A 19,676-nucleotide genomic window follows, 5' to 3' on the forward strand; every position below is an offset into this window, starting at 1 on the left:
TCTGGACTTATTCAACGAATGAAGTAAATAGTTAGAGCTTCAAAATAATCACACCCGCAATCATCATCCCAATGCCTATAAATTGGGGCAGCTTCATCTTTTGCTTCATTAGACCGAACCATCCCCTGATATCTACCAGGAAGGTTAAACACAACTGGGAAATCAACAAAGCCGAAATCGTGAACGTTACCCCGATATGTTGAATAGCCGTAACTTCACTGAATATAATAATAGCTGCAAACGCACCGCCCCAAAGATACATCGGCTTTACCTGTCTCATTTCAGCCACACGGCCGTCCCGTGTGACCATCCAGACCAAGGCTGCCAAAATAAAGCCTGTTAATTGAGTAACCGTAGCTGCCTGCCATGTACCGATATCATGACTAATTCGTGTATTCGCTACCCCTTGCAGCGTAATGCACGCGCCTCCTAGAAAAGCAAACAAAATTCCTTTCATCAATCGTTATTCTCCCCGTGTAAATGACGTTTTTATATATTAAATTATAGGGCAGACTTCCTATAAAGGACATATGTCCTTTATCATTTCATTTCAATTCGTTCCCGCATCCGCTTCAATTCTGTGGACTTGCGTTAATAACTAGACAGTGTTCAATCATAATCATAATTTGCATGTTCTGACACGATGGAATGGAATGCAAGATTTAATGGAGGAGTTGACCGCTGCATGGATAAACAGAAAACAAAATCCGACCAAAAAAGCCGTATTGTAAAAATCAGCATTCTGCTGCTTATCCTGTGGCTGATTGCCGTAATGATCTATCAGACCCACAAGCCGTTGCCCCCTCTCGTGTCTTATGAATCTCGGGAATATTCAACCAACGAGATAAACTTCTGGACGGATTTGACCTATCGTAGCAAGGACGGAAACACAACGCAGCATGAAGGGCAGATTTTGAACCGTATGTTCAAAATCATTGATAATGCCCAGCAATTTATTGTCATCGACCTGTTTCTGTTCAACGATTACAAACATAAAGGCCAGCGCTTCCCCGAAGTAAGCGCACGAATGGCCGATCTTTTGATTGCCAAAAAGAAGGCTCACCCGGATATGCCTATCTTTTTCATTACGGATGAAGTCAATACCAACTACAATTCATCTCCCAATCCTTTGCTGGAGAATATGAAACGAGCAGGAATTCAGGTTGTGTTGACCGATGTAGACCCGCTCCGGGACTCCACGCCCGTTTATTCTGCGGTGTGGCGCACCTTTTTCCAATGGTTCGGACAGCAGGGCACAGGCTGGATTCCCAACCTGATGGCCAGTGACGGACCTGACGTTACAGCACGCTCCTATCTCAAGCTGTTAAATGTCAAGGCCAATCACCGAAAATTGGTTGCCAGTGAACAGACAGCTCTCATTTCTACAGGCAACGTTCACGATGCCAGTGCATATCACTCCAACGTGGCACTGGAGGTGAAGGGTCCCATCATCGGGGACATTTTACAGACGGAGCAGGCGGTGCTGGACTTCTCGGGCGGCGGTAAGCTTCCTGCCTATAACCCACAGACGAAAGCCTCCACTTCATCAGGTCAAGACAGCTACCGGATCAAATATCTAACCGAAGGCAAAGTATACAGCTCGGTTTTGGATGGTATTGGGCAGACGAGGAAAGGGGACAGCATTCATATGGGGATGTTCTATTTGGCTGACCGCAAGGTGTTGAACAGCCTGCTGGACGCCTCCGCACGCGGTGTGAGCATTCAATTGCTGCTGGACCCCAATCAAAATGCGTTTGGCCAAGAAAAAAAAGGCATTCCCAATCGTCCGGTTGCCCAGGAGCTGTCCCAAAAGTCGAAAGGAACCATTCAAATTCGCTGGTATAATACGACCCACGAGCAATACCATACCAAAATGATTTACATTGCCAAAGCACAAGGGGATCATATTATTTTAGCTGGCTCTACGAATTTGACTCCGCGCAATTTGGATGATCTGAATTTGGAAAATGAATTGTGGGTGGCCGCTCCGGCGGACAGCAAGCTGACCCGGCAGGTTACGGCCTATTTTGATAAGCTATGGAATAATCAAGGGGCGGCATATAGTCTGGATCTGGCAGCTTACGAGGATCATTCAACGTTTTGGAAGGATATCCTATACCGTCTGCAGGATATTTTGGGCTTTACCACATTTTAAAAATAGGGCCATCCTGTAACGGCTTGAGGCTCGCCCTACAAGAGTGGTGAAAGCAAGCGCGCAAGTGATTCCATCAAGCGTTTGAACAGACGCTTTTTCATAAATTCCTCGCGCACGATTAGACTGGCTGACTGCAAGTCCCGTTCGTAATCTTTCACCATCTGCTGTACACTGTGCGTTTGAATCAACAGGGCGTTTACTTCAAAGTTCAAATGGAAGCTGCGCATATCCATATTAGCTGTTCCGATGGTCGCAACCTCTCCGTCAATAATGAGCAGCTTGGAGTGAAGAAACCCTTTTTCATATTCATATACCTTAACCCCGACCTCCAGCAACGATTGGAAGTACGAATGGGACGCGAGAAACGGCAGCCATTTATCCGGTTTCGCAGGAAACAGAATACGCACATCCAGGCCAGATAGAGCAGCCATCCGCAGAGCAGTCAGAATATCCTCGTCCGGAATGAAATAAGGAGTGGCGAGCCAAACCGACTTACGGGCAGACGTGATCATGGAGAAAAACAGATTTTTGAGCGTTCTCCGCTCATTATCCGGGCCACTGGCAATAATCTGCACTCCCCCGTCTGTAATCGGTTCAATATTGGGAGACAGATATTCCTTATCCAACACCGATTCGCCCGTCATATGAAGCCAGTCCTGTAAAAATATAAGTTGCAGCGTCCGCACAGCCTCACCCTTCACAATCATGTGCGTGTCACGCCAAAAGCCATAGGCTTTATTGCGACTAAGATACTCATCCCCTACATTCAGACCGCCAATCAATCCAATACTGCCGTCAATGACCACGATTTTACGGTGATTGCGGTAATTGACCCGGCTGGAGAAGAACAAAATCCGTGCGCCGCCGTATGCAACGACCTCGACTCCTGCATCTCTCATCTCCTTCAAAAATGCCTTCGGCAGCTGAATGCTGCCCACCGCATCGTACATAAACCGGACCTTGACGCCTGCTTTGGCTTTTTCGATCAAAATTTTCTGAATGCTGGTACCGATATCATCCGACCGGAAAATGTAATATTCCATATGGATATGATGCTGCGCCTTACGCAGCTCTTCCAGCAAAGTAGAAAAGGTCTCATCTCCATTGTTCAGAATTTGAGTTTCCGTTGCAAAATAAATCGGGGAACGGGCCAGTCTGCGAGCCAAACGCATCAGTTGCTGCTGCTCATCTGTAAAGCAGGTCAGATCGCGTTTGACATGCATGGCATCCTTTTCAATCCGTTCATAAGCCTGTTGGTCACGCAATGCCTTTTTGTCATACTTGCGGCGTTTGAACACATTTTGCCCAAACAAAAAATAAAGAGGAAGTCCAACAACTGGCAGCAAAGCCAGCAGTAAAATCCAGGACATCGTGGTGGAAGGATTACGATTTTCCGAAAAAATAATCAGACTAATGGAGATAACCGTCAGGGTAGAAAAGATACTGATGACGGTCCCTTCATTTGTGCCGATGTAATTAAACAATCCAAAATAATAAATAATAAACACCAGAGCCGCGATCAACACGGCCAGCAAACTTCGCCTCATAACCAACCTCACTTCCAAGTGGACTGCATTTGACAGGTATTCTTCATTATATTGTACATGAGCCCCTTATTTCTTCCCACTTTTTTATTAAAAATGATGATAAAAATGAATGCAAAATCCTTACAAATGAAAGGATACAGGATTGACACTTATTTTTTTTTGTGCAAGAATAAACTAACGAACGTTAGGTAGGTGAAAATAATGGGAATGGAAGACATTCGAAAAGCTGCTCTTTTCCATTTTGCCACCATTGGGTATGAGGGAGCATCCTTGAGCAATATTGCCGGTGAGGTCGGTATTCGAAAACCGTCTATATATGCGCATTTTCAAGGCAAGGAGGATCTGTTTCTACAGGTGGCGAGATACGCTTTTCAAGAGCAGAACTTACGTATTTTCGAATACTTTACGGAACGCAGAGATCAGCCGCTGGAGCATACACTGCATGACTTCCTGTTTTGGATGGGACAGGAATATGAGAACAACAACACCGCCAAGTTTATGATTCGCTTTTCCTTCTTTCCGCCTGTGTCTTTGTATAACGAGGTTCTGGATATTGTTAATCCTTTTCTGGACAAAATGGAACGAAAATTGACTCGCCACATCCGGAATGCGCGGGATCGGGAACCCTTTGGACATATGGAGCCAGTGGATGTGGCTTTAGCCTACATGACATTGGTGGACGGAATCATGGTGGAGCTGCTGTACAGTGGAAGCATCAACTACCACCGGAGACTGAACGCTGCGTGGCCTATTTTTTGGCGTGGGATTACGTTAATTCCACCTCATGAAGCATGAAGAAGCAGAGAGGAGAACGTTCATCATGAACCGCAGTTGGATTTATGTATTTGTAGGGGGCCTGATTGAGGTCGTATGGGTATCAGGCTTGAAGCACGCTGATTCTGTACTCGCCTGGATTATAACCGTGCTGGCTATCGCAGCCAGCTTTTACTTGATTTTAAAGGCAGCCAGCCGTTTGCCTGTTGGTACGGTGTATGCTGTATTCACCGGACTGGGTACAGGTGGCACCGTTGTAAGTGAAATGCTGATATTCGGGGAACCGTTTCAATGGTCCAAAACACTGCTAATCGCACTTTTGCTGGCAGGCGTAATTGGCCTAAAACTAGTGACTGACCGTGGTTCTGAGGAAGGAAGTGACGCATAATGGCTTGGCTTGCATTGGTTATGGCAGGATGTTCGGAAGTATTCGGAGTCATCGGTATGAAGGGAATTGCGGTTGGAAAAGACTGGAAGTCTTTAATACTTATGGTCTTATCCTTTGTTCTCAGCTTCTCGTTACTCAGCTATGCAATGAAGAGTCTACCTATGGGAACCTCTTATGCGGTATGGACAGGTATCGGAACGGTAGGCAGCACGATTGTAGGCATGTTTTTGTACGGTGAGCAAAAAAGCGTACTACGCGTCCTGTTCATCGCCATGATTCTTGCCGCAGCTCTGGGATTAAAGCTGATTTCCTAAAGGAGTGATGTTTTGTGATTACGACCGTAACGCTTAACGCGGCTGTAGACAAAATCTACACGGTTGCAGGCTTCGGCTTGAATGCCGTCCACCGCATCGAAGGTGGTCTGACGGTTCCGGGCGGCAAGGGCGTGAATGCCGCCCGCGTCATTCGCACCCTTGGCGAGCCTGTACGGGCGACCGGATTTGTCGCCGGACATACCGGACGGCTGCTCATCGACGGGTTGAGCGCGGAAGGCGTGAGCGCCGATTTCATCGAAGCCGCAGACGGGGAAACCCGTCTCGCTATTACCGTGCTCGACCCGTCCACGCACACGCAGACCGAGCTGATTGAGAGCGGCCCGACCATCGGGCCGCTGGAGCTGGCCGCGCTGCGGCGTAAAATCACGGCCCTTGCCGCCGACTCGGCTTGGGTCGTATTCTCGGGCAGCCTGCCCCCCGGCTGCCCGCCAGATCTATACGCCGAGCTGTGCACGCTGGCGAAGGCGAGCGGCGCGCGGGTGGCGCTGGACGCAAGCGGCGAAGCGCTGCGCTTGGGGCTGCGCGGAAAGCCTGACCTCGTGAAGCCTAACGAGGTCGAGGCCGCCCACTTCGCTGGCATCGACGCCGCTCGCCCGGATGCCGCTGAAGCGGCGGCAGCGGAGCTGCTTGAGGCCGGGGCGCAGCTGGCCGTCATTTCGCTCGGCGCACGCGGGGCGCTCGCGGTAACTCGCGATGCACGCTACCGCGTGAGCCTGCCGCACGCGGACATTGTCAGCGCGCTCGGCAGCGGTGACGCCATGGTCGCCGGGCTGGTCACCGGCGCGGCAGCGGGGCTGGAGCTCCCTGCCATACTAAGGCAGGGAGCGGCCTGCGGTACGGCGGCAGCCTTGCACGCCATGGCCGGCAAGATTGAGCTCCAGGATGTAAAGCATCTGGAGCAGGGCATTTCGGTGACGCTATTGTAATCAGCGTCACTTTTTTTATTCCATTTAACTTGTTTAATGCAACGAATATACTTTGTTTCTAAGGATGTAATTTTATAACTTATTTTACAATAAAACCCCGTTTTCGAGTATATTTTTCATACAAATGTGTGACTTCGAAGGACCCAGTTTGACCAGTGAATCTTGAAACGCTGCAATTTCCTCTATCGTCGCGGTTTGTATCTTGATGAGATAATTAAACTCCCCACTGATCCGAAATAAATCGGTAACCTCCTTCGCCTCTTCACAAAAATCGACCAACTCCTGGCAATGCTCCGTCTTTATTAAAATAAAGTGGTTGTCCCTCGAGTCAGTTCCCGTAAATTAAATACAGCACTTATACCCCGAGATGACCCCTTTCTCCTCAAGCTTGACCATTCTTTATTTAACGGACGGTTGAGACATGGAAATTTCCTTACTGATCTGGGAAATAGAAATCCGTGCTTCATACTGAAGTAACTGCATTATTTTGTGGTCTATATCATCTATATGATGCTGCATATCAAGCACCTCCTGATTTGATTTTAGAAAATTAATATTTTTCATCCCGATTATCTTTTATTTAATAACTAATATAGTAAAAAGATCTTATTTTAAGTAAATATGCACCTAATAATTATTCATATAATAAGGTTTACTTAATATAAGGAGGATCTGAAATGAGTGTACAGGGATTAGCTCATGTGGCCATCCGAGCCCTGTGGATGAAATATATCAAAAAGCCCTTGCCCACGGAGCAAGAACCTTTGTCGAACCCAATCAGCTTAAACTTGGCGAACCTCCTCTAGTTGTAACAAATGCATTAGTCCACGCAGCTATTCAAAAGATCCACTTCCCGGGGAAGCGAATCTTTTTATATCCCATTATCTTCCATCTCAATTCTTATGGAGTTAAACTACTCCTAAATAAGTCCGATATATTGATTATCGCTTATTTAAAGGAGTAGATTATCATCTCAGTTGATTTTAATGTGTATTGGTTTCATTTTAGCTCCGAGCTCCTGATGCCGTTGTTCAGCCTGATCGGACTGCTGCTCATCTATTTTGGATTCAGAACGATCCGTCGCCATCGTTATCGTAAACGCCACTGGGTCCGTACTAAAGGGCAAATCGTTGATGCGCATATCGAAGTAGACATTGATGTCGTTCCCTTTGACCGTGATGACCCGGTAGATACCAGCTACACCCGTCGATTAAGGGTACGCTTCTATACAGCTTCAGGTGAAGCCATAGAATTCTGGAATCCGTATAGCACCAATCTAAGCCTCAACCGGGTTGGCAGCCAGATTAATGTATTATAAAATCCGGCCAACCCACGGGACGCACGAATTGCTGGCGGTGTAAATGGTGCAGGCTGTCTGGCCTTTATGTTGTTTTTGATCGGTGTCCCCTTTGTTTTGAGCGGGATATTCGCTTTATTAAAGTTGTTCTTCTAACAAGGTTTGGATCACATACTGGTGATAAAATTGATAGCCATATAAATAGCCAGACCTAAAATAATCAGTGCCGATATTTTATTGAGCATTGTGCCGAACCTTGCTCCTGAACCCATACGTCCTACGAGACGCCCAGCCATTGCCAGACCGATAAACCATATCCACGATACTGACACGGCGGCCAGGCCGAAGGCCCAGCGTTCCCCGCCGTCATATTGGAGAGAGCTGGTTCCAATTACACCAACCGTGTCGAGTATGGCATGCGGATTCAGTAAGGATACCGAAGCGGCAAAAATCACCTGCCGTTTTGGAAGCATCGGCTGACTTTCTCCCGAGGAAGCTGCCTTCGATCTCCAAAGAGTCCAGGCCATATATAACAAAAACAAACAGCCTGCGGCATAGAGCACATTCGTGAGCCATAGAAACCGCTGCAAAACAAGGGATACGCCCCCAACCGCAAGCGTGATCAGGATGGTGTCACAGACACCTGCTGTAATGACGGCAGGCAGTGCATTGCGAAACCTCGACTGTGACGCTCCCTGATTAAACACAAATACATTTTGCACTCCCAAAGGCAAAATCAATCCCAGAGCCAATAAAACGGCATGGATAATAGCTCCCAGCATGTTATGTACTCCCTCCCAAATCGTTACACATCTTCTCTCTCATCTTCTCTCTCATCTTCTGCTATTCCCTTCCTGTCCTTGGTAAGATCATTGTTCTAGATCTCCTCATTCATCCGGGTTCTCTCTATTCTCTGTTTTTGCATGGTCGGTACGTCTTGTATACACTCCAATTGTTTCACGATAAGCTGGTAGTCCTGTGGATAGTTCATGTTGAACACAGCTTGCTTCCACATGTCCAAGCTCGCACCCGGCCATTCGCCAGCTGTCTCATAACGGACGTTCAGGGAATTCAGCCAGTCGATCAGACGTAGACGACCACTACGCAGACATTGCTCAGCAGATGGCAGCACACTTCGATGATATAAGCCTAGCAACGGATGTATACGTCCCTCCACAGTAGGGATCACCGCCTGTAATGCTGGTTCTGTTGGCTGGGGCAACAAGCAATCTCCGGCCAAAGATCCTTGCTCTCCTTGCACTTGCTGCTTCCTTTGTTCATTGGTTGTCTCCTTCGCCGCTGCCCCGTTCGTAGTGTGAGCCAGTAAAGCACGCAATATCTCTGGCTGCACAAAGGGCATATCACAAGCTACTACGATTCCCCATTCCGTTGTGGAAGCAGAAAGCCCTGCATGAATGCCGCTCAAAGGACCCAAGCCGGGGTATAAATCTGCCATCGTTTCCAGCCCAAGTCCACTATACTGTTGTATATCCCGAGTCACTACAATAACCCGTCCCGCAACTTTCCCTAGCACAGCAGCTATTCTCTCCAGTACCGTAACTCCTCCAAGCTGGAGCAGCGCTTTGTCCTGTCCCATTCTGCTAGAGCGTCCGCCTGCCACGATAATCCCAGTCACCTCAAGCATCACCATCGCACCTCCTTTTTCCTAGAAAAAATCTATCATTAAATAGCGATAGCTCTAATAATAGCATCTATTATAAAGCATAAAAAATGGCGATCCACACGGAACGCCAAAAAAGAGTACTTATTCGTCTTTATTCAGAAAAAAATAACCCTAAATTCCCCTGATTATGGATTATGTATCGGCTATTCTATGTATAAACTTTAGGTCTTAAGAACCTATTAATAAATAAAGATTTTGTAACCACTAAGGCATCTGCTTAAATCAACCATATATAGACTCAAATGCTGTAGTTCGTCTACATGTTGCCCCTACGAGCAGTAAAAATAAAAACCAGCAAAATAAGCAATATTTATAAAGTTTGCTTAAGCCATTACCAAATAAGTATCCTCAAATAAATATTACATAATTGTTAATTTATTGGTTTGTTAACCCTTTCAACACATGATACATTGGAATAAAGAACCTCCCCACAGATCGGCATCGATGCGCAGTTCTCTATCGGGCTAAGAAAGGAATGGCTTGTCTTGCAAAAGAGAGAAATTCAAGAGAGTTCTCTATATTCCCTAAAGCTATATAATTTTTTTCTATATGGAGCCATGGTCATTTTCTCCAGCTTCTTCCCATTGTATTTGCAAGATATCGGCATGGACAAGCTTGAGATCGGGAGCCTGATGGCCATCGGACCTTTTGTATCCGTATTCGCGAACCCTTTCTGGGGATATACAAGCGACCGGAGCCGCAATCTTCGTCGTATTCTGCTATTTATGATTATAGGTACATTGTTATTGCTGCAAGCTTTATTTCATGTCCATACGTATGTCATGATTTATGTGTCGATGATCGGCTTTTATTTTTTCCAAAGCCCTCTATTCGCCCAGAGCAACTGTCTTATTCTCAGCTACATTGAGGGCACGGATCGGAAATTCGGTTCGTTTCGCATATGGGGCTCCTTCGGCTGGGCAGTGACTGCGGCAGTTGCTGGCATACTCATTGACCAAACGGGAATATCCAGCATATCCACCATCTTCACGGTACTGCTTCTGGCTGCACTGATCTGCACCTTAACGATCCCACCACTGAAAAGCACGGTGGAGACGGCAGCCATTCATTTGCGTGGCTTTGGCAGCATTTTAATGAACGGTTACTTTATATCCTTTATTTTATTGGGTATCCTTGTATCCATCCCGAATTCAATCAACAGCGCCTTTATGTCCCTGTACATCACCGAGCTGGGCGGTTCCAAGCTGATGCTTGGCTTTGCCGTCTTTATGTCATCGGTATTCGAAATTATTGTCTTTTTGCTGTTTGATCGCTTTTTGAAGAAAAAAATGACCGTGATGATCGGCTGTCTGACTCTCGTCAGCTTGCTATTTGCCCTACGTTGGGAACTGATGGCCCTGGCCACAGACCCGATTCAGATCGTATTCATTCAGGCACTTCATTGCATTACCTTTGGTGGCTATTTTTATGTAGGTACTCAATTAACCGTCCTGTTCACCCCTACTGCTTACCGTTCCTCCGGGCAGGCTGTATATACTTTGACCTGGAGTGGCATTTCCGGCATCGTTGCAGGTTTCGCGGGGGGCTGGCTGTTCCAGAACTTCGGTGGCGAGATGATGTACAACGTAGGGGTCTTCTTTGCCCTGCTTGGCTCTGTGGGATTCGCCATCATGTGGTATATGCTGTACAAGAACGGCTACCAGCCTTGCCATGCAGGCGAGCATAAACGAATAAAAGAGGCCCCATAACACCATAAAAATGCGGCATCCTATCGTCAAGGAAGCACTTATCAAAAAAGAGCAAGTAAACGTAAAATAAAGGAGTCTGCCCGCGGGCAGACTCCTTTATTTACTTGGTAGCACGAAGCTGCCTTTGATCCACTTTTTCCAAGCACCTATTGCTTAGGCAATTGGAAAGAGCTTTTCAGCGATACAACACGGTTAAATACAGGCTCGCCCGGCTTGGACAGCTTCGGATCGACACTGAAATAACCATGACGGAAAAATTGGAACTTGTCCTGTGCTTGAGCCTCTTTCATGTTCGGCTCCACATAGCCATGAGCAATTTCCAAAGAGTTCGGATTCAATTGATCAAGGAATGTTTTTTCCGATCCGTCCTCTTCAACCGATTCAGGTTCCTCTGCATTAATCAAAGGCTCATACAAACGGAATTCGGCCGGAACTGCCTGAGTAGCCTCTACCCAGTGGATCGTACCCTTCACTTTACGTCCGGTAAAGCCTGATCCACTCTTCGTTTCTACATCATAAGTACAGTGAATTTCCGTTACATTTCCGTCTGCATCCTTAATCACATCGTTGCATTTAATGAAGTAGGCATGTTTGAGACGTACTTCATTACCAGGGAACAAACGGAAGTATTTGCTCGGTGGATTTTCCATAAAATCCTCACGCTCAATGAAAATTTCACGAGAGAACGGAATTTGGCGTGTGCCAAGCTCCGGATTTTCTGTGTTGTTTTCCGCCTCCAGCATTTCAACCTGTCCCTCAGGATAGTTGGTGATAACCACCTTTAACGGATCAATGACTGCCATGGTACGAGGTGCCTTGAGCTTCAAGTCCTCACGTGCAAAATGCTCCAGCACCTGCAAATCGATGACTCCATAGGCTTTGGAGATGCCTGTCTCGTAAACGAAATTGCGGATGGCCTCCGGCGTATAGCCACGACGACGCAAGCCGGAAATCGTCGGCATACGTGGATCATCCCAGCCATCTACATGCTTCTCATCTACCAGAAGCTTCAGCTTGCGTTTGCTCGTTACCGTTTGAGCCAGATTCAGCCGTCCGAATTCATATTGATGAGGTACCTTTTCCATTTCACATTCAGCTACAACCCAGTCATACAGTGGACGTTGATCCTCAAACTCCAGCGAACAGAGCGAGTGGGTCACGCCCTCAATAGCATCCTCCAGCGGATGCGCATAGGAATACATCGGGTAGATGCACCATGTGTCACCTGTATTGTGGTGTGGTGTGTGCGAAATGCGGTAAATAACCGGATCACGCAAATTGATGTTCGGCGAAGCCATATCAATCTTGGCGCGCAGCACTTTTTCACCGTTCTGATATTTACCCGCACGCATCTCTTCAAACAGCTTTAGATTCTCTTCGATGCTGCGATCACGATAAGGGCTATTTTGTCCAGGCTCAGTCAGCGTGCCACGAGTTTCGCGGATTTGGTCCGCGCTTTGGTCATCCACATAGGCCTTCCCTTTTTGGATCAACAAAATGGCACGTTTGTACATTTCATCAAAATAATTGGAGGCAAAATGTTTTTCTTCCCATTCATAGCCGAGCCACTTCACGTCCTCTTGAATGGAGTTCACGTATTCCGTATCTTCCTTCGCCGGGTTGGTATCGTCAAAACGCAGGTTCGTGCGTCCTCCGAATTCATCTCCCAGTGAGAAATTGATCCAGATGGCTTTGGCATGTCCAATGTGCAAATATCCGTTTGGTTCAGGCGGAAAGCGTGTAACAACCTCCTTTACCTTACCCGTTCGTAGGTCTTCCTCAATGACACTTTTAATAAAATTGGGGGGAGTGATCGGCTTCTCCACGCTAATCAACCTTTCTTCCGTATAATCTGTGCAAAACCTGTTCCCTTAAATATACCCTTTCACAACGCATAACTCAATAAAATGAAAATCCATAAGCTCTCTACAGCAAAAAAAGGTGCAAGTTATGAAAAAGAGTTAACATTTTCGGTAACTAAATTCGTTATAGTGTATATATCTTTTATTTTGCCCGGAAAAGGAGATCCACCTGTGCTCAAGCTGCTCATCGTAATCCTGCTGTCTATGCTGTTGTCCTCTTCCGTGATGACACCCGTCCATCCTTCATCAAGTCCGATGACCCGGCCTGTACAATCTCGTCCGCTGGCCGTCGCCCCAGAGGACCCATCCGTCAATTTATACGCTGTGAATCCATCTCAGGGACTGTTCCGTTCAGCCGTGCTGGAAAGCGGTCAGCAGCACCGCACATTTGGGTGGTCAGGCTCGGCAGATATCTCCACCGCGCCACAGTTATATTACAAAGATGTAAACGGGGATGGTGTCCGTGAAGCCGTCGTAATCATTACACGTGCCTCGGGAACGGGTGTCGAATTGCAGGAACTGCACATCGTTGACGCACAGACGATGGAAGAGTACGCGGTCGAATCAGCGGCAGACGCCGTTTCCCGGCGTGTACAGAGTCTTGTAGAGCTGCGTGACCGCAGCCAGCAGGTGCATATCGCAGTCACGATTGACGGCGCCACTACACACACGATGGATGCAAAAGCATCAGCTTTTTACGATGATCCTGCCCAATTTACGAAGCAGCTCGATTTCAGCTCTGTCGTGATGTACGATGCCGAACAGACCTCTGTAAGAGCCACCGTATCAGGCAGTGTATCGCCAAGCGAATTTGTAGGAGATTTGAAGCTAAAGTATGTATACGAGCATGGGCGGTTCCAGGTAGGACCTATAGAATTTGAAGCTTCCTCTCCGTTTTGACGACTCTCGCAGAATAAGGTAGCATGGGATTAAATGCTAGACTGGCTGTTTAGCGATTTTCCGAGTGAAAGAGGGGATCAATCATGTTTACATACGCATTGGACGAACGCACAGTCCTTCGGCCGCTCACCAAGGAGCATGTGCAGCCTCTGTTTGAGCTGATCGAAATGTCCCGTGACCGCTTGCGTCAATGGCTTCCATGGGTAGACTCTACCACGGAAATCAGCCATACAGAGCAGTTCGTACAGAGCGCCCTGAAACAAGCCGCAGAGAATGGCAGCCTGACCGCCGGAATCTGGATGGATAACGAGCTTGCTGGCATTATCAGCTACCACGAGATTAATTGGACTCACCGTTCAGTCAGTATTGGATACTGGCTTGGACACGGTTACGAAGGACAAGGTCTCATGACCAGCGCCTGCCGCGTATTCGTCGAATATGCGTTAATGGAGCTGGATTTACATCGGGTCGAAATCCGTTGCGCAACTACGAACCGCCGCAGTCGCGGTATCCCGGAGCGTATGGGCTTTGTGCTCGAAGGCATTATACGCGAAGCAGAGCTGCTGCCCGATGGCTATATGAACCACGCAGTGTACGGTATGCTCCAAAAGGAATGGAAGCAGCTTCGGTAACCATGCAACATCAAACAACGCCGCAGTCCATAGGGTCTGCGGCGCTGTTTATTATGAGCCGGACATTAATAAGAATGCTGCTGTCTGCGGCCTCCGGCCTATTTTAAGAAATAGGCCATTAGCACATCATCCACAAATTGGCCTGCGATGTAAAATTCCTCATGCAAACGTCCTTCGATCGTAAATCCGCATTTTTCATAAAACATAAGGGCTTCCGTGTTACAGGACAGTACCCGCAAGCTTAATTTGCGTATGCCCTCAGCGGCTGCAATGTCCTTCATGGAGTTCATAAGAGCCGTCCCGATACCTTTGCGATGATAATAGGGATGTACGGCTATATTGATTTCCAACACGTGACAATTACTGGCCAACAGCGTTGGAGGACGAAATCCGATATACCCGCAGAGCACTTCCTCCTCGATGGCAACCAGTTGGGAGCCTGGAGGCGAATTGCGTAGAAACTCCCCGCGCGACTTCCATGACAGCGAAGCAGGGGCAGTTCGCTCATTCCATACCAATTCATCCAGCGCAATCAGATCAGGAGCATCCTTCATCTTCGAATGACGTATCGTCAGGGTTTGACTTGTAAACAATTCCTTTCAATCCTTCCTGTGAAGGCTTTCCTGAAGCAATAACTGTAGCCATCCGCACTTATTGTACCATAATCACGGCTCATTACTGAACTTTTATTGGGACTTAAGAACTGGTAGCATCTGCCTTGCTAGTAGCTTCGAAAGCATCTAGATCATGCCGAAAACGGTTTAACCAGCTATGCAGAACAAAAAATAGAATCGACAGCACCGCTACCCCCAATGCCAGCCAAACCGCGGGCGGTAAACCGCCACCATCGTACAACTTCCCCATAATATAAGGCCCCATCACCCGTCCGGCTGCGCCAATGCCCCCCACAAGTCCAATGTAAAAGGGCGCTCCTCGCCCCCCGTGATCAGACAGAAATGCCGGAACCGCTGGTGCAATCAGCTTTTCTCCCAGCGTAGCCAAAACCATAGCGAATACCATCCCCGTATAGTTCTGTGTACCCAGTATAACGATATAAGCTGCCAGGTAAAATCCTCCGGCCCATGTCATTTGGGCTGAAGCATGCCGGGCGTACAGACGTTTAATCCAAAAAATAATCGGCTGTGCTGCGAAAATAAGAATACCATTCAACGTCCACAGGAGCCCGTACATCGTTTTAGGCAAGCCCTGCTCGATAATAAATGGAGATACTCCCGTATTCCAGATCGAATTGCCAAACCATAAAAAAAGCGACCCTAAGCCTACAAAAAGATACAGCCTGGTATCACGAAACAGCAGCCGCGCTGGTATATCTTCTTTTTTCTTCATAGACTTGCTGAGATGCACTTCCCCTTCTTCCCGATCCACCCTGCTAAGATAGGACCAGAAAAATCCGGCAAATATTGCAGAGGTTACCCGTTCATCACAAAGCTGAGCTGATAGGAAAGATCCGCCAGAACGCCGCTCAAGCCCGTTCCCAGTGCCACCCCGATATTATTGGCGACATAAATAATATTAAACAGCTCGCCACGGCGGTCAGCAAAGCGAGAACCTACAAAGGCTTGAATCGCAGGCACAGATACCACATTAAAAAAGCCGATAAAGCCCATCATGATGACAAACGCAATCCAATGGCCGCTGGTAAAAGGGAGCGCGAGAAGTCCCAGCGCGTTCATAGCCAGTGAACCGACAATCAGCTTTTTGGCTCCAATACGATGATAAAGAGCTCCTCCTAGTACCTGACCAAAAATCCCGCCCAGAGATTGCACTAAAATTGCAATCCCCGCATCTCTCATACTGCGGTTCAGCTCGTCAAACACATACATACTGACCAGCGGCCACATCAGGGAGCTTCCGGCGGAATTAATCAGCTGGCGAAGAGAAACACTTTAACTTCTTTTGGATAAGACTCCAACCATTTCATATCTTTTGTTTCTCCTTTAGTATGTGACGCCATAAAAGGCATAAGCTCATTGGCGCTTCACATTCACCACCGTTGAAAAGAAAGTGGCCCCCTGCCCCATATCCGACAGCCGATCAGAGGTTAACGCATTGGCACGCTGTCTGCGCCCCTTGTCTTCCCACCATAGCCCTTGGCTAATCACGGTACCGGGCAGCATCAGGTCCGTAACTTTGGCTTTCAGCTCATACGTTCCCCGATCATTCCATACGGTAACCAGATCCCCATCCACGATGTCTCTTGTCTGAGCATCCTCCGGGTGAATTTGTAGCAAAGGCTCCCGCTCCAATCGCTGATGCTTGGGCAAGTTGGCGAAGGTGGAATTCAGAAAATTATGGTTTGGCGGCGAAATAAACATCAGTGGAAACCGCTCGCCCGCTTGTGGTCGCTGCTCTCCATCATAGCCTTCGATCAGCGGCACATACGTAGGCATCGCAGGCAGACCCATTTGCTTCATCCGTTCCGAATACAGCTCAATTTTGCCCGAAGGCGTGGTTAGCTGATCCAAATAGGTAGCTTTGGGCGTCATGTCCAGCTTTACAAAAGGTGATGCTTGCAAGGCTTCTAAAGTTACACCCTTAAGATAAGGATTCGTTGGGTTATCCAGCGCGCTCGCGATCATGTCCTCTTCACTTTCCGTAAATGCAGCTTCATCAAAGCCCATGGCTCGTCCGAGCAGACTAAACAGCTCATAGTTGCTTTTGCTTTCTCCAAGCGGAGCAATGACTGGCTTCTGCATCTGGATATAGTGATGCCAGTAGGATTTGTACAGGTCTGTACCTTCAAAAGAAGACGATGCAGGCAGCACGATATCGGCATAGCGGGCCGTATCGGTCAGAAACAGGTCATGCACGACCGTGAATAGATCCTCCCGTTCAAACCCCTGCGTCACCCGTTTCGCATCCGGTGCTACGACCACCGGATTGCTGCAATATACGAACAGCGCCTTGATGGGCTCATCCTTTTGCAGCAATGCTTCTCCGATCCGGTTCATGTTGATCACCCGAGCATCCGGGTTCCGGCGCAGATCAGGACGCGCCAGATTGGCGCCGTTCAATTTGGCATAAGCGCCGTTGGAGCGTGAAGCGCCCCCTCCATGCTTGAGCCATTGTCCGGTGAGCGCGGGCAAGCATGTTACCGCACGTACATTCATGCCGCCATTCTCATGATGCTGTACGCCGTTGCCGATATTGATATACGCCGCTCGCGCCTGTCCGTACATCTCCGCCAGGCGGATAATATCCGCTGCGGGTACACCCGTGATACGCGCTACCCGCTCTGGGGTGTACGCCTTAACATGCTCGCGCAGCTCCTCATGACCTACCGTGTAGCGGCGCAAAAATTCGTCGTCTGTTAGCCCTTGCTCGAACAGCACGTTCATCATTCCCAGCGCGAGCGCCGTATCCGTCCCTGGATATAAAGGAATGAACCAATCCGCCCATTGCGCCGTCCGGTTACGATGAACATCAATAACAACCACCTTGGCACCTTTTTTACGTGCCTTCTCGGCCAATACGACCTGATGCATGTTCGTGCTGATGACATTTCCACCCCATACAATAATGAGGTCTGCATCCTCTGTGTCCTCCGGGCTGGTTCCCCCTTTAAAACCCATGACAGATGCCCAGCCTTCATTCCCAGCTACGCTGCAAATCGTCTGGTCTAGCTGGCTAGAGCCCAGCGCATTAAAAAAACGGCGATCCATCCCATCCACACTCAATACGCCCATATTGCCATAAAAGCTGTAGGGGAGAATTGATTCCGGGCCGTCCGTACGAATCAACTCCTTGAACCGGCCTGTAATGGTATCGACTGCCTCCTCCCAGCTAATTCGTTCAAACTTTCCTTCTCCCTTGGGGCCTACACGCTTCAGCGGATAGAGCACCCGATCAGGGTCATATACCCGCTCCGTCATATTACGAACTTTATTACAAATGGCCCCTTTTGTAATGGGATGATCCGGGTTGCCAGTCACCTTGACAATTTTTCCATTTTCCTTGTGAAGCAGGAGCCCACACGTATCTGGGCAATCTAGCGGGCACACAGCCGGAAAAATACCATTGGCACGCTCCGTCATCTGCTGCCCCCTTTGCAAGTCTGGTTGAAGCGTAGCCTCAGGAGGCGCGCTGTTGCGATGATCCATGTGTTGATGCTCCTTTCCATTACTGTTTCCAAAAATCACACTGCTCTTATCATATCTACAGCTATGACCTATGGCAAGAGAAGGTTTTGTCATGCAGCTTCTGATCAAAAAGCCAAAAAATCCGCCTGCTGCATAGAGCAAAACGGATTTTTGCAAAATCACAATTATTTTTTTAGAGCCCTGTTTCATCTTTACTTGGCAGGGGTAAAAAAGATCAAGGCATTAGGGACGAGAGCACACTCATCCTCCATGCCAAATCATGGACCACTCCCAAAAAAATCCGCCATAATAGGTTTCGTTCCCCCGGACCTGTCATGGCGGATTTACTTTGTTCGATTCTGTTAAGAGTAACGAATCAAATGCGATCACTCAGCTGATTTGGAGCAATCGGAGGAGCAGCTTGAGTTCCGCTTATTGGATGTGCATCGGCATGCGGCTTTTTCAAATAGGCTAACCAATAAGTCCCAGCCACAAACAGACTTCCTCCAACCAAATTTCCCAACCAAACCGGAATAAAGTTCATGATATAATCTGCCCATGAAAAATGGCCTGCAAAGATAGCCGCCGGAATGAGGAACATATTGGCCACAACGTGCTGGAAGCCAATAGCAACAAAGGCCATTGTAGGGAACCAAATCCCCATAATTTTTCCACCTGTTGAATCCGTGCTATATGCCAGCCATACAGCCAGTGCTACCAGCCAGTTACATCCAATACCAGATATAAACGATTGCAAAAAGCTTTCATGCAGTTTATGACCTGCCATATCCACCACTTTCTCCAAATAAGGACCTGCCTCTGTCAGACCCAGCACATGACCGAAAAAAAATGCAACAAATAACGCACCTGCAAAATTACTGAGCGTAATAATCACCAGATTACGAAGCATGGCCCCAGTCTTAATCCGTCCTGCCCATCTCGCCAAAGGGACAGCCATCATATTACCAGTCAGCAATTCTCCGCCAGCGATCAATACTAATATCAGCCCTACAGGGAACACGGAAGCCCCTATAAAGGTAGCAATACTCCCCCATTCCTTAGGCGCGCTTGCAATAACCCGTATATCCAGCAAGAACCCGAGTGCAATAAATGCACCTGCCAAAAATCCCAATACCACCGACACAGTCCACGGGTTGTTCGCTTTGGCCACTCCTGTTTCCACCGTCTTTTCGGCAATTTGCCCCGGTTTATAGCTTGCCATATGTCCCCGCTCCTTTAACATCTTTTTATTCAAATATTCTTCTCTCATATTTTATTTAAAATCAGTGATTTTGTTTGTGAAAAAAATCACTTTCTTAGTTATAAAAAAAAACAGCCCTTGGAAAAAGGACTGTCTTTCTGTATTA

The 19,676-nt window shown here is 47.8% G+C and carries 18 protein-coding genes and 3 pseudogenes; 11 read left to right on the forward strand and 10 right to left on the reverse strand.

All coding sequences use genetic code 11. From position 1 onward, the window contains the following. Positions 1–31: 31 nt before the first annotated feature. Complete coding sequence (locus tag GCU48_RS08370) at positions 32–457, reverse strand: DMT family transporter (protein WP_025718754.1); 426 nt, start codon at positions 455–457, stop codon at positions 32–34. A gap of 228 nt (positions 458–685) precedes the next feature. Here GCU48_RS08370 and GCU48_RS08375 point away from each other — a divergent pair, with 228 nt between their 5' ends. Further along, a complete protein-coding gene (locus GCU48_RS08375; protein WP_152379678.1) occupies positions 686–2,155 on the forward strand; it encodes a phospholipase D family protein in 1,470 nt (489 codons plus the stop codon). Positions 2,156–2,190: 35 nt separating this feature from the next. On the opposite strand, the gene cls is transcribed toward GCU48_RS08375, so the two are convergent. After that, positions 2,191–3,702, reverse strand: a complete 1,512-nt coding sequence (gene cls, locus GCU48_RS08380; RefSeq protein ID WP_152379679.1) for a cardiolipin synthase — start codon at positions 3,700–3,702, stop codon at positions 2,191–2,193. A 201-nt stretch (positions 3,703–3,903) separates the two neighbouring features. Between cls and GCU48_RS08385 the strand changes: the two genes are divergently transcribed. From GCU48_RS08385 to GCU48_RS08400, 4 genes are read left to right on the forward strand one after another with little or no spacing between them, the layout of a single operon-like run. Then, the gene (locus tag GCU48_RS08385) at positions 3,904–4,497 is read left to right on the forward strand and encodes a TetR/AcrR family transcriptional regulator (protein ID WP_025718757.1); all 594 of its coding nucleotides are present in this window, start codon (positions 3,904–3,906) and stop codon (positions 4,495–4,497) included. Between the two features lie 25 nt (positions 4,498–4,522). Continuing rightward, complete coding sequence (locus GCU48_RS08390) at positions 4,523–4,864, forward strand: DMT family transporter (RefSeq protein WP_025718759.1); 342 nt, start codon at positions 4,523–4,525, stop codon at positions 4,862–4,864. Beyond that, complete coding sequence (locus tag GCU48_RS08395) at positions 4,864–5,178, forward strand: DMT family transporter (protein WP_152379680.1); 315 nt, start codon at positions 4,864–4,866, stop codon at positions 5,176–5,178. The genes GCU48_RS08390 and GCU48_RS08395 overlap by 1 nt, the downstream gene beginning before the upstream one ends. Before the next feature lie 14 nt (positions 5,179–5,192). Next, entirely contained in the window at positions 5,193–6,125 is a 933-nt protein-coding gene (locus GCU48_RS08400) for a 1-phosphofructokinase family hexose kinase (RefSeq protein WP_152379681.1), read from the forward strand. Positions 6,126–6,209: 84 nt separating this feature from the next. On the opposite strand, the pseudogene GCU48_RS29100 reads toward GCU48_RS08400, so the two are convergent. Next, a pseudogene (locus tag GCU48_RS29100) lies at positions 6,210–6,644 on the reverse strand (Lrp/AsnC family transcriptional regulator). Positions 6,645–6,843: 199 nt separating this feature from the next. Here GCU48_RS29100 and GCU48_RS27725 point away from each other — a divergent pair. Both GCU48_RS27725 and GCU48_RS27730 read left to right on the forward strand, forming a co-directional pair. After that, positions 6,844–6,957 (forward strand): annotated as a pseudogene (locus GCU48_RS27725) (VOC family protein); the annotation flags it as partial. A 189-nt stretch (positions 6,958–7,146) separates the two neighbouring features. After that, positions 7,147–7,443, forward strand: a complete 297-nt coding sequence (locus GCU48_RS27730; protein ID WP_244316124.1) for a DUF3592 domain-containing protein — start codon at positions 7,147–7,149, stop codon at positions 7,441–7,443. Positions 7,444–7,589: 146 nt separating this feature from the next. Here GCU48_RS27730 and GCU48_RS08420 read toward each other — a convergent pair whose 3' ends face one another. Together GCU48_RS08420 and mobA are read right to left on the reverse strand one after the other, a co-directional pair. Next, positions 7,590–8,204, reverse strand: a complete 615-nt coding sequence (locus GCU48_RS08420) for a LysE/ArgO family amino acid transporter (protein ID WP_152379682.1) — start codon at positions 8,202–8,204, stop codon at positions 7,590–7,592. Between the two features lie 95 nt (positions 8,205–8,299). Further along, entirely contained in the window at positions 8,300–9,067 is a 768-nt protein-coding gene (gene mobA, locus GCU48_RS08425) for a molybdenum cofactor guanylyltransferase (RefSeq protein ID WP_152379683.1), read from the reverse strand. A gap of 524 nt (positions 9,068–9,591) precedes the next feature. Here mobA and GCU48_RS08430 point away from each other — a divergent pair. Continuing rightward, positions 9,592–10,815 carry an MFS transporter gene (locus GCU48_RS08430; RefSeq protein ID WP_152379684.1) on the forward strand — a complete coding sequence of 408 codons (1,224 nt, stop codon included), beginning with the start codon at positions 9,592–9,594 and terminating at the stop codon, positions 10,813–10,815. 146 nt (positions 10,816–10,961) lie between these two features. Here GCU48_RS08430 and GCU48_RS08435 read toward each other — a convergent pair whose 3' ends face one another. Then, positions 10,962–12,641, reverse strand: coding sequence for a glutamine--tRNA ligase/YqeY domain fusion protein (locus GCU48_RS08435; RefSeq protein WP_152379685.1), 1,680 nt, complete (start codon positions 12,639–12,641; stop codon positions 10,962–10,964). Between the two features lie 207 nt (positions 12,642–12,848). Between GCU48_RS08435 and GCU48_RS08440 the strand changes: the two genes are divergently transcribed. Together GCU48_RS08440 and GCU48_RS08445 are read left to right on the forward strand one after the other, a co-directional pair. Further along, positions 12,849–13,577, forward strand: coding sequence for a copper amine oxidase (locus GCU48_RS08440; protein WP_152379686.1), 729 nt, complete (start codon positions 12,849–12,851; stop codon positions 13,575–13,577). Between the two features lie 83 nt (positions 13,578–13,660). Continuing rightward, positions 13,661–14,209, forward strand: a complete 549-nt coding sequence (locus tag GCU48_RS08445; RefSeq protein ID WP_152379687.1) for a GNAT family N-acetyltransferase — start codon at positions 13,661–13,663, stop codon at positions 14,207–14,209. Positions 14,210–14,307: 98 nt separating this feature from the next. On the opposite strand, the gene GCU48_RS08450 is transcribed toward GCU48_RS08445, so the two are convergent. From GCU48_RS08450 to GCU48_RS08460, 3 genes and pseudogenes are all read right to left on the reverse strand, one after another. Further along, the gene (locus tag GCU48_RS08450) at positions 14,308–14,802 is read right to left on the reverse strand and encodes a GNAT family N-acetyltransferase (RefSeq protein WP_025717009.1); all 495 of its coding nucleotides are present in this window, start codon (positions 14,800–14,802) and stop codon (positions 14,308–14,310) included. A 103-nt stretch (positions 14,803–14,905) separates the two neighbouring features. Then, positions 14,906–16,151: pseudogene (locus tag GCU48_RS08455) on the reverse strand (MFS transporter). A 46-nt stretch (positions 16,152–16,197) separates the two neighbouring features. Continuing rightward, the gene (locus tag GCU48_RS08460) at positions 16,198–18,330 is read right to left on the reverse strand and encodes a molybdopterin-containing oxidoreductase family protein (protein ID WP_152379688.1); all 2,133 of its coding nucleotides are present in this window, start codon (positions 18,328–18,330) and stop codon (positions 16,198–16,200) included. Here GCU48_RS08460 and GCU48_RS08465 point away from each other — a divergent pair. Then, the gene (locus tag GCU48_RS08465; RefSeq protein ID WP_152379689.1) at positions 18,322–18,675 is read left to right on the forward strand and encodes a hypothetical protein; all 354 of its coding nucleotides are present in this window, start codon (positions 18,322–18,324) and stop codon (positions 18,673–18,675) included. The genes GCU48_RS08460 and GCU48_RS08465 overlap by 9 nt on opposite strands. Positions 18,676–18,685: 10 nt before the next feature. Here GCU48_RS08465 and GCU48_RS08470 read toward each other — a convergent pair whose 3' ends face one another. Then, complete coding sequence (locus GCU48_RS08470; RefSeq protein ID WP_152379690.1) at positions 18,686–19,531, reverse strand: formate/nitrite transporter family protein; 846 nt, start codon at positions 19,529–19,531, stop codon at positions 18,686–18,688. Positions 19,532–19,676 lie beyond the last annotated feature (145 nt).

Source organism: Paenibacillus brasilensis, assembly GCF_009363115.1.
Classification (GTDB): Bacteria; Bacillota; Bacilli; order Paenibacillales; family Paenibacillaceae; genus Paenibacillus; species Paenibacillus brasilensis.